Origin of the sequence: Thermodesulfobium sp. 4217-1 (assembly GCF_039822205.1) — a bacterium.
In the GTDB taxonomy this organism is placed as follows: Bacteria; Thermodesulfobiota; Thermodesulfobiia; order Thermodesulfobiales; family Thermodesulfobiaceae; genus Thermodesulfobium.
This window is the reverse complement of the sequence record NZ_JBAGBW010000021.1, coordinates 20,220-31,312: the sequence shown is the minus strand read 5'-3', so window position 1 is coordinate 31,312 and position 11,093 is coordinate 20,220. Positions and strand designations below refer to the sequence as shown.

Below are 11,093 nucleotides of genomic sequence, written 5' to 3'. Positions count from 1 at the left end.
AAATCTCCTTTCTAAGTAATATTTGACTTATAATGTATATTAATATATAAATCAAATCAATGCAAGCAAAATATTTATATTTTTATATAACAATAATTTATATTTGTATAAATAAGATTTTGTTTAGTTTATTTGATTGGTAAACTATTTTAAAACTGTGCTCCTCTTTCGTCTATCTTGGCTAAGAATTCCTTATTATTTTTAGTTTTCTTTATGTATTCGAGAATAAGTTCTGTAACGTCGCTACCCTCTCTGGAGGCAAGAACCCTTCTAAGATGCCATATTTTTCTTAGCTCTTCGGGTGTCAAAAGAAGTTCTTCTTTACGAGTGCTAGATTTTTTCAGATCGAATGCGGGGAAAATTCTCTTATCTGCGAGCTTTCTATCCAATATCAATTCCCAGTTTCCAGTTCCCTTAAATTCTTCGAAGATAACGTCGTCCATCCTGCTGCCTGTTTCTACAAGACATGTAGCCAATATTGTAAGGCTCCCGCCCTGCTCTACCGACCTTGCTGCACCAAAAAATCTTTTTGGTTTATGAATGGCAGATGCATCGATTCCGCCTGATAGGGTTCTTCCAGTGGTCTGTATCGTAGTGTTGTATGCTCTGGTTAATCTTGTGATCGAATCCATAAGTATGAGAACGTCTTTGCCAGTTTCGACAAGCCTTTTTGCCCTTTCAAGTGCCAGCTCAGAAAGTCTTGTGTGATTTTCTTGCTCTTCATCAAAAGTTGAGCTTATAACCTCGCCTTTTACTGAGCGTTTCCAATCTGTAACCTCTTCTGGTCTTTCATCAATCAGGACTACCATCAAATGAGTGTCTGGATGATTAATTTCTATTGATTGTGCTATCTTCTTTAAAAGTGTTGTCTTGCCAGCTTTTGGAGGTGCGACTATCAGACCTCTTTGACCCTTACCAATTGGAGTAAAAAGATCGATTATCCTTGTAGATTCATCTTCTGATGAGCTCTCTAACCTGAAGCGCTTATGAGGAAATACAGGAGTCAGCGATTCAAAATGTTTTCTGTTTCTCAGGTCCTCTGGCAAAAGATCGTTTATGTGATCTATTTTGATTAAGCTAAAATACCTTTCGCTATCCCTTGGAGGTCTAGTTAAGCCAGAAATTTCATCTCCCTGAATTAAATCAAATCTTCTTATCTGAGATGGGGCTACGTAAATATCATTTGGAGATGATCGGTAACTTTTTACTCTTAAAAACCCATAACCATCTTGTGTGATATCCAGTATTCCTTTTGACCTTACTAGATCGTCTCTTTTGTCATCACGTGGATACTGCTTGTCCTTAAAAGTATAAAATTCTTTTTTCTGAAAGGTGTTTGTTTCTTTGCTCTTTAGAAGATTGTTGTTGTTCTCTGGCGTCTGGACAGTTTTTGGCTCTTCAACTTTTGGAGTTTGTATTTCACCCTGAGTTGATGGTTTCACAACCTCTTTTTTTCGAGTATTTTTTAATTCTATCTTAGCATCGGAAACTTTATCAAGAAGTAATTCCAAATTTTTGGTATCTATGGGTGCTTTAGTCTTGGTTTTAGATTCGTCTTTTACACTCTCTCTTTTAATAGGTTTTTTTTCTTCGCTACCTTCAATATTTTTTATAGCTTTAAAAATTTTGTCTACCAGCTCCGTCTTTTTCATTATAAAGTATCCTGTAACCCCTACCTGTTTCGCTATTATTCTGAGCTCTTTTACAGATTTTTCGTTCAATTCTTCATTTGTAAATTTCATAAGATCTAAGCAAGACTTGGGATGCTCCCTTGTCCTTCCTCCTTTCGGTTTTTAGATTTCAATAATATAGTCATTTAAAAAATCGGCATAATCTTGAGGTATGTCTAAGACAATTGTTACCCCTAATGTAGACCATTCTTCTTCCAATATCCTTCCTGAAAAATTTTTAATTAAATTAATAATTTTTGTTTTGTTGTGTGGTAAAAATATTTTAATCTTTATTCTGTTTGGATAAATAAATTGTTTAATTTTATCTAATAGCTGGTTGATACCCGTTCCATTTAACGCACTTATGAAACAATATGGCTTATAAAGCTCAGCAAGACTATAGATTTCATCCAAATACACACACTCATCAATTTTGTTAAAAACTAGTATGCTTGGAATATCATTTGCATTTATTTCTTTAAGAACACTATTTACGTTATTGATATCTTGTTTTACCATTTCAATGGGTTTTGAGGCATCTACAACATGTAATAAAAAATTTGAATCGCTTATTTGTGACAAGGTAGCTTTAAAAGCTTCTATCAGCTTGTGTGGAAGTTTTCTAATAAAACCTACTGTGTCTGTAAGAAAAACTTTTGTTCTATCGTCAAACTTTATTATAGCAGTTTTTGTGTCAAGTGTTGAAAAAAGCTGATCCTGTACTAAAACATCAGATTCTGTTAACACCTTCATCAGTGTAGATTTTCCTGCATTTGTATAGCCCACTAAAGAAATTTTTGGAAAACTTGAGTTGTTTATATTCTCTTTAATAACTTTATCTCTTTTTTCAATAGTACTTATTTCACTTTTTAATTTGCTAACTTTTAATCTTAATGTTCTTCTGTCCTGTTCTTTTTTTGTTTCTCCTGGTCCTCTTGTGCCAATGCCGCCGCCTAATCTTGACAAAACTTTTCCCCAACCAGATGTTTGTGATAACAGATAATTTAGTCTTGCCAATTCTACCTGCAATTTCCCCTGTTTAGTGCTGGCTCTTTTTGCAAATATTGATATTATAAGGGCATTTCTATCAACTACTTCTACATTCCATATATCAATTAGATTTCTATAGGTATGAGGGTTTATTTCACTGTCTACAATTACTGCCTCAATATCGTTTTCTAAAATTAAATTTTTTATTTCTTCTGCCTTACCCTTACCAATTCGAAAAACTTTATCAGTTCTATTTAATTTGTACAAAACTGATAAAACAGGATTAAAATTTGCTGTTAGACATAGAGCTTTAGTCTCTTCTAAAAAATATTCTACATCTTCATGGGGATGAAATGTTTCTAAAATTAAAGCATTTTTAAACTTGCTTTTTAACAAGTTGTTAAAATTGGATGCTTCTTGACTTCATTCTTTCAATGGCCTCTCCAATTCTTTCTTCACTTACGGTAATAGCAAATCTAACATATCCATCACCCTCAGACCCATATCCGCTACCAGGCGTTACAACTATATCTGTTTCTAACATCAATCTTTCTGTAAAAGTAGAAGCATTAAAACCAGTAGGAGTTTTTACCCAGAGGTAAAATGATCCTTTGGGAGCTACTATGTCTGAGCCAAGGCTTTGAAGACCGCTTACTAAAAGATCTCTTCTCTTTATATAAATCTTGTTCATCTTCGCAATGAAATTAGAGTCATCCTGTAAAGCAATTTCTGATGCCTGCTGGATAGCCACAAAAAGTCCCGAGTCAATATTGGTTTTAATAATTCCCAAAGCCTTTATGGCTAATTTGGAACCAACTGCAAAACCAACTCTCCAACCTGTCATATTGAACATCTTTGAGAGTGAATGAAATTCAATGGCTACTTCTTTTGCCCCATCGACCTGCAATAAACTAGGGCTTACGTAATTATCATAAGTCATTTCAGAATAAGCCATATCGTGGCAAATTAGAAAGTCATATTTTTTAGCAAAATTAACTGCTTTTTCAAAAAACTCTAAACTTGCCACAGCTCCTGTTGGATTATTTGGATAATTTAAAAATAAAATTTTTGTATTTTCTAAGACCTGAGTTGGAATTTTTTCTAATTCTGGCAAAAAGTTATTGCTATCATTTAAAGGCATAAAATATGGTTTGCCACCTGAGAGAATGGTAGCTACGTTGTAAACCGGATATGCAGGATTCGGTACAAGTGTGTAATCTCCTTCGTCAACGAATGCAAAAGGAAGATGAGCGATGCCTTCTTTGGATCCTATGAGGGCCATTATTTCACTGTCAGGATCGAGAGCTACATTAAATCTTTTCAAAAACCATTCAGAAACGGTTTTTCTGAAGGATAGGGTTCCTTCGTATGGTGGGTATCTATGATTTTTCGGGTCTTCTACATATTTTTTCATTGCATCTACCACGAACATTGGAGTTGGTAGATCTGGATCTCCAATTCCGAAATCTATTAGATCTTTTCCTTGTGCTCTAAGCATATTTTTCTTTTTGTCAATCTCAGAGAATAGATAAGGTGGTACGTTTTGGATTCTGTTTGCAGTTCTGATTTTTGGTTCCTCCTCAAGAAGAATTTGTTTATTATTATAAGTTCATTATTTTATTTAGAATATGGAGCGGGAAATGGGATTCGAACCCACGACCCTCGCCTTGGCAAGGCGATGCTCTACCGCTGAGCTATTCCCGCATTTATTTTCTGGTGGGCGAGAAGGGACTTGAACCCCCACGGTTTTATCCACCAGGTCCTAAGCCTGGCGCGTCTGCCATTCCGCCACTCGCCCAAGTGACTAAGAAATATTATAGTTTAAAAATTTTTTTTGTCAATTATTTTTTAAATTTTTAATTTATTCGTTGTTAATGAAATAAAGTAATAATCTCAAGTGCAATTCAATTTTTAACGAAAAACTTTTTAAAAAAACCTATTTATATCTACTATTTTATAAAGATTATTTCAAATAAAGCTTTAATTGTGCAGCTTTGATCTACATGTCCAAACAAATGAAATTTACAAATATACCCGATCACAAGTTTAATCGATAAAACAACTTCCTATTTCTTTGTAATCAGAGCACCTTCTGTCCCTAAAAAAAGGCCATATACGCCTGACATCTTCATTTTTACCTATATCAATGTTTGCATACATAATCTCTTCATTATCTTTTGCCTTTACGATAAATTCTCCCTGAGGCCCACAAACAAAACTATTTCCCCAAAATTTAATTTTTTGACCATGTTTGGTCTCAGTGCCTACCCTGTTTACAGATAAGACATATAGCGAGTTTGCAATTGCATGAGATCTTTGAATGGTAAGCCATGCTTCTAACTGTTTTTTTTGTTCAGATCTTTTTTCATGAGGATCAAATCCAATGGCAGTAGGATAGATTATTATTTGAGCACCTTTTAGCGCCATTATTCGTGCTGCCTCAGGAAACCATTGGTCCCAACATATTAAAATGCCTATTCTTCCAAGACTGCAATTAATTGGCTCAAAACCTAAATCTCCAGGTGTAAAGTAAAATTTTTCAAAATATCCTGGATCATCTGGAATGTGCATCTTTCTGTATTTGCCTGATATACTGCCATCTTTATCGATAATTATAGCGCTATTGTGATATATTCCTTGTGACCTTTTTTCGAAATAAGGAAAAATAATCACCAAATTATTTGAAAGAGCTAATTTTTGAAAATGTTTTATTACGCTCGAACTGTTTTCTAAAGCAAGGTCGAAATTATTTGGATTCTCCGATATACAGAAATAACTATTTAAAAATAGTTCTGAAAATACTAATATATCGGCTCCCTTTTGTTTAGCCTCAAGTATAGCTTTTTCAGCTTGTAAAATATTTTCATCTAACGAAAAATTACATTTTTTTTGCACAAGACAAACTCTAATGCTCATCTATTAAAACCTCCTGGTTTAGAAATCCCTTTGGAATATTATTTGTAGTGCAGTGTATAGCTCCACCCTGGCTAATTAATATTCTACAGTCAATTTGAATGATTTCTTTGTTAAGGAAAATGCTTTCAAATACGCTCATAGCTTGTATATCTTCTTTTGAGTTGTAAATGGGTACAACTACAGCAGAATTAAATATTAAAAAATTAGTATAAGTAGCGGGCAAATAATTTCCTTGTCCATCTTTGATCTCAGGCAGAATTATAGGTACGAGGTTGAAGGGTTTGTCATTGCAGTCTCTAAAATCCTTCAATTCCTCTTCCATTAATTTTAGCTCATTAAAATATGGGTAATTTCTATTTGCTGATTTGACGTACACAATAGTATCTTTGTTTACAAATTTTGCTAACATATCAATATGAGAATCTGTATGATCACCCATTAATTTTCCGTTCTTCAACCACAATATTTTATTTTGTCCAAATACCTCATAAAATAGTCCTTCAATTGCATCTTTTGAATACTGAGGGTTTCTATTTTTATTTAGTAGGCAATTTTCTGTTGTTAGAATTATTCCATCGCCATTGTTATCAATACTCCCCCCCTCCAACACAAAGTTTAAATTTTTTTTCATTACACTTTTTGCAAGTAAATTGGATGAAAATATCCTGTTATTTAAATCGTTATCTAATTTATAGTTAAATTTATTTCCCCAACCGTTAAATTTAAAGTTTAAAGCTGTAAAAATCCCATTTTCTTTTATAAAAATTGGTCCATTATCTCTAATCCAGGTGTCATTAGTTTTAGCTTTAATGCATATCAGATTCTTATCATCGATATTCAATTCATTTTTATAATTCATATTCTCAGGTATTATTAATATTATTTTGCCAAACTTGATGGCTTTCTTTATCAGCTCGTGATATAACGTTCGGACTTTTAAAAGATTATCGTTCCAATCAGATTTCTCATGAGGATATACGAGCATTAATGCATCTTGTTGTTCCCATTCTGAAATTAGATTATTCAATTAAACCTCCAATTTTTCTATATTACATAATTTTAACTTCTTTATATATAATTGTTACTATGGAATATGAAGATAAAAAAATTGAATATGATATGAACAATGAAATCTTAAAGTTGCAAATACATATTAACAAATTAAAACGTGATCTTGAAAATATTAAAAGCGATTATCTTTCTCTTAAAAATAAACTATCTTTCTTTTATAGGACATATCAGGATAGAATAGGAAAGCTGTATTTGGAGCTTGACAGGCTAAAATTAAAATTTGCTAAAATTCAATTGGATAACAGTCTTAATCAAAAAAACGATGACTTCATAAAACATCATATTAAAGAATCTCTATTTGAAAAAGAAATGGAATTAAATAAAATTGAAGATGAGATCAGCTCAAACCTTTCGGGCGATGAAGACATCGAAGAAGTGCCAGAAGATTTAGTACCCGCAAGTTATGACAAAATTAAGATAATATATAGGAAACTTGCTTCCAGATTCCATCCAGATAAGGCTAGGTCTGAGCAGGAAAGAATTATTTTCCATAATTTAATGTCAGAAATTAACCTGGCCTACGATCAGCTGGACATTAGAAAATTACAAGAATTGGTTGAGGCTCTCGGATGTGAAAATGACGATTCTTTGGCTTCTCAAATAAAAATACTAAGAAATAAGATAGTTTCTTTAAATAATGAGATTGAAGAAGTTAGTATCAAAATTCAAGAATTAAAGAGTTTAAATATTTATAATCTTTATAAAAAGGTTGATGAGATGTTAGAATATGGCATAGATCTATTATCAAAAATTGAATCATCAATTCTCTTAGAGATAGACAAATATAATAAAAAACTTAAAAACTTGGGAAAGATTGACCTGTGAAAAATGAATTTTTAGAACCTATTGATTCGAAGATGTTTAATATTTCTTCCAATTCTTTAATTTTGGACAAGATTATTATTAGAAGCATTGAAGAAATAGATTTTATGGAGATTGATCTCAAATCGGATAAGAAATCTCCTGATATAAAAAAAATTGATTTTGATATATTGCACAAGATATATTGGAATACTTCCTTTCCTACCGTTTCATCAATATCCAAAAATGCCAAATATTTTATTCTGGGCTTTTTCGATGGCACAATAAATTTTTGGTCAATGTTAGATGGACTTTTTCTTGGAAAGATATTTTTATCTAAAAACCCTATTATCGCAATATCATCCAGCGACAACGAAGAATTTTTAGTAGTCGGCACTTGGGATGGATGTATTTTTATTTATTCTATTCTTCAAGGAAAAATTATATATCACAAAAAAATTGAGAATAAACCGATAAGAAAAATTTTTTATTTTGATGGATTAGATTTAATATCTTATCTTACAGACGATTCCAAGATCTACTTCTTGTCATTAAAAAATAATAAAAAACTTCTGCTCTATGAAAATAACTTGAAAATTACCTCTTATGACATAAAGCTAAATGAAAACTTAATTTTTTTAGGATTTGAGAATGGCTTGATTGAAATTTTTAACTTCAATACCAATATTTCAGAAAATAAAATTTTTATGAGCAACAATAAGATAGTTAATCTGTCAGCCTCCGTAGATGTTAAATATGTTCTGTCTACAGACGAATCTCATTCAAACTCATTGAATATCTATAAGCTTGACTCTCTGCAATCTATCTATACTGCTAATACTTATGGAACCTGTCTTGATGCTAAATTCGTAAACTACTCAGATATCGCAATGTCTGTAATAAATTCTTCATCAAATCTTAAGATATTAACAAAAAAAGACTCCCCTTTATCAAAATCTATAATTATTAAATACAACAAAAGTAGCTCAGATTTAGCAAATAAAAAAATTTTCAATTTTAATGAGCAGATTTCAACAGCCCTGATTTCAGAGGATATAAAAAAAGTTTATTTTGGTACAAAGTCTGGGATCTTGAAGAAGTGCTCTTTAAATAGTCAAGAAGTAAATTTTTCTGAGATATTGGAGCCAGAAGTACCAATTAATAAAATTTTTGTTCACACTGATTCTGAAAAGTTGCTCTGTTTTAATAAAAATTATAATGTCTATGTTTATAATGGCTTAGATTTGAAAAATTTTAGCATTATCAATGTTAAAAACGCTGAAACTGCTCTATCAGCAGCTGACAGTGCTGCCTACTGGACTGAAAAAGAAAATAAACTATACTTATTAGATTTGACAAAAAAAGAAATTTCCATAAATTCATTCGAAATTGAATTTAGCCCATTTAAAGTTTTGTTATTTAAAAATAGGTTTTATCTTTCTACTAAGGATGGTCAGATTTTTATATATGATGCAGAACTTAAGAGTTTATTTGACTGCTTTAATACTGGAATTGACGATGGAAAGTTTTCTGTTTGCTCAAGGCTAAATATTATAGGATATTACAATGATAAAGTTCTAAAAATGTATGACAGATTGGGAAAACTATTGGCTGAAATAAAATTTGACCTAAAGAAGATAGACTTATTGACCTTTTCCGATGATGGAATGTATTTTGCGTTTTCCTGCGATGATGAAATCTATCTATATGATGTTGTATCATCTGAGATAATAAAACAATTTGTCGGACACTATGATAAGATTGCAGATATTAAATTTAAAAGTAATTCAAATATTCTGTTATCAGTAGGTTTTGATAAAATTGTTAATTTTTGGAAATTTTAAATTATAATAAACTATATAATAAATTTGTAACAGGAGGCATATATGAAATATATAATTGGTATATGTTTATTTTTATTGTTAACTTTAATCTCTTTAAACGCCCAGGCTAAGCCGTCAGATTTTAATCAAGCAGATTTTTTAAAGGGTTATAACTCGACCAAAGACTGCTCTCTAAGCGCAAAGACTCCTACTGATTTTGTTATTTGCTCTTCTGATGCCTATGAAAAGAATAAGAAAGAGAGCTTTTTTAACGATAGTTTTAAAATGGGTTATGATTTCTCTGCCTGGTACATAATGAACAAGTATAGCCTTACTGAAGATTTTAATCAATTAGAGCTTGCAGTTACCAGGGATTATTTTCTTGGTTTCAGAAAGTCGCAGCTCGATTTTAATATTGACGATAAATCTCTTATTTCAATGACAAATGTAGACCCAAACAAAACTAGAGATTGGATAATGCGCTGGGCAAACATATTAAATGAAGATCCTTATGCATCAAAAGAACGTTAACCTATAATGGATTCTGATGATGTAGGGCAAGGATCATTTTATAAAAGATCTTGTCTTGTAGATAATGTCATCTTATCTGAAGAAAAACTTAAATTTTTATTTTTAAACATTTTAGAAAACTTTGAAGATGCAATAATCGTATATGATAGCAACCTAAAATGTATTTTTTATAATTCCAAGTATTTAAATCTATGGAATTTAGATTCAGAAGAAAGCGATTTTTTTGATTGTAGTTTAGAAGAATCTAATAATTTTTTATCAAAAAATGTTATTAATTCAGTTGCTTTTTTAAAAAGAAATTCTGAAATTTTAGATTTAAGCAAAGAAACGTCAGATATTGTAGAGCTTACAAATGGCACTATTTTGGAAAGGCGCTCTACTCCACTTACAGGCAGCTTAGATTTTAAGGGCAAAATAATAATTTATAAAGATATTACAAAAAAGATACAAGAAAACCTATCTGCTAATCTGGATCAAGAAATTATAACCACAGTTATCCAAAATTTACCTTTTTACTTGTTAATTGTAGATAGAAACTATAACGTTATCTTTGCCAATCAACAGGCAAGAAACCTTGACAATACAAGCTCCAATTGCTACAAGCTGCTTTTTGGGAGAGAGAGCCCGTGTGAGGATTGTCAGATAGAAAACGTTGTCAAACAAAAAATTAACTTTGCTTCAGAAATGGATTTTAAAAATAATAAAACCTTTTCTGTAATGATATCAAGCTTAAAAAACTCTTTAAACAACGATCTGGTTTCAATTTTTGCAATGGACATCTCAAAACACAAAGAAACTGCAACCAGAAATCTGTATCTCTCTTATATTGATCCGCTTACAGAAATTTTAAATAGAAGAGGTTTTTTCGTACATATCAAGGGCAATTATGAAAAAATGAAATTAGATGGTAAGAAGTTATTTTTATTTTTCTTTGACATTGATAAGCTAAAGATAATCAATGATACCTATGGACATGTCAATGGTGATATAGCTATAAAAAATATTGCAAAAATTTTAAAATCAGCATTTAGAGAAAATGATTTGTTGGCTCGTTTTGGGGGCGACGAGTTTGTAGCGCTGGTAATGTGTAATTCAAGAAGCAACACAGATCAAATATTGGATAGGATATCCAAAAAGATTTATGATTTCAATTCTTCAGGAACCTTGAACTTCAATTTATCAGTTTCTTGCGGCGTATCAGAAATAAAACCTGATCAGCTTAAAGAAATTGATAAAATAATTCATCAAGCTGATCAGGCGATGTATTCTATAAAGAAAATAAAAAGTTAAG

The 11,093-nt window shown here is 31.4% G+C and carries 9 protein-coding genes and 2 tRNA genes; 4 read left to right on the top strand and 7 right to left on the bottom strand.

Going from position 1 to position 11,093, the window contains the following annotated elements:
• Positions 1-149 precede the first annotated feature (149 nt).
• The 7 genes from rho to V4762_RS08020 all read right to left on the bottom strand — a co-directional run bounded on the left by rho (position 150) and on the right by V4762_RS08020 (position 6,603).
• Positions 150-1,742, bottom strand: coding sequence for a transcription termination factor Rho (gene rho / locus V4762_RS08050; protein WP_347315269.1), 1,593 nt, complete (start codon positions 1,740-1,742; stop codon positions 150-152).
• 51 nt (positions 1,743-1,793) lie between these two features.
• Positions 1,794-3,056 carry a GTPase HflX gene (hflX, locus tag V4762_RS08045; protein WP_347315268.1) on the bottom strand — a complete coding sequence of 421 codons (1,263 nt, stop codon included), beginning with the start codon at positions 3,054-3,056 and terminating at the stop codon, positions 1,794-1,796.
• 4 nt (positions 3,057-3,060) lie between these two features.
• A complete protein-coding gene (locus tag V4762_RS08040; protein ID WP_347315271.1) occupies positions 3,061-4,227 on the bottom strand; it encodes an LL-diaminopimelate aminotransferase in 1,167 nt (388 codons plus the stop codon).
• A gap of 62 nt (positions 4,228-4,289) precedes the next feature.
• Positions 4,290-4,364, bottom strand: a tRNA-Gly gene (locus V4762_RS08035).
• Positions 4,365-4,374: 10 nt separating this feature from the next.
• Positions 4,375-4,458 (bottom strand) — tRNA-Leu (locus tag V4762_RS08030).
• Positions 4,459-4,706: 248 nt separating this feature from the next.
• On the bottom strand, positions 4,707-5,576 hold the full coding sequence (locus V4762_RS08025) for a carbon-nitrogen hydrolase (protein WP_347315267.1): 870 nt from the start codon (positions 5,574-5,576) through the stop codon (positions 4,707-4,709).
• Positions 5,566-6,603 (bottom strand): agmatine deiminase family protein, encoded by a 1,038-nt coding sequence (locus V4762_RS08020; RefSeq protein WP_347315266.1) that lies wholly within the window; start codon positions 6,601-6,603, stop codon positions 5,566-5,568. Before V4762_RS08020 ends, V4762_RS08025 begins: the two co-directional genes overlap by 11 nt.
• Here V4762_RS08020 and V4762_RS08015 point away from each other — a divergent pair.
• Genes V4762_RS08015 through V4762_RS08000 form a run of 4 tightly spaced genes read left to right on the top strand, consistent with a single transcriptional unit; the run spans position 6,564 to position 11,092 of the window.
• A complete protein-coding gene (locus V4762_RS08015) occupies positions 6,564-7,472 on the top strand; it encodes a J domain-containing protein (RefSeq protein ID WP_347315265.1) in 909 nt (302 codons plus the stop codon). The two genes, V4762_RS08020 and V4762_RS08015, sit on opposite strands and share 40 nt — an antisense overlap.
• Positions 7,469-9,292, top strand: a complete 1,824-nt coding sequence (locus tag V4762_RS08010; protein WP_347315264.1) for a WD40 repeat domain-containing protein — start codon at positions 7,469-7,471, stop codon at positions 9,290-9,292. The genes V4762_RS08015 and V4762_RS08010 overlap by 4 nt, the downstream gene beginning before the upstream one ends.
• 42 nt (positions 9,293-9,334) lie before the next feature.
• Positions 9,335-9,802, top strand: coding sequence for a hypothetical protein (locus V4762_RS08005; protein WP_347315263.1), 468 nt, complete (start codon positions 9,335-9,337; stop codon positions 9,800-9,802).
• Between the two features lie 6 nt (positions 9,803-9,808).
• Positions 9,809-11,092, top strand: coding sequence for a sensor domain-containing diguanylate cyclase (locus V4762_RS08000; protein ID WP_347315262.1), 1,284 nt, complete (start codon positions 9,809-9,811; stop codon positions 11,090-11,092).
• Position 11,093 lies beyond the last annotated feature (1 nt).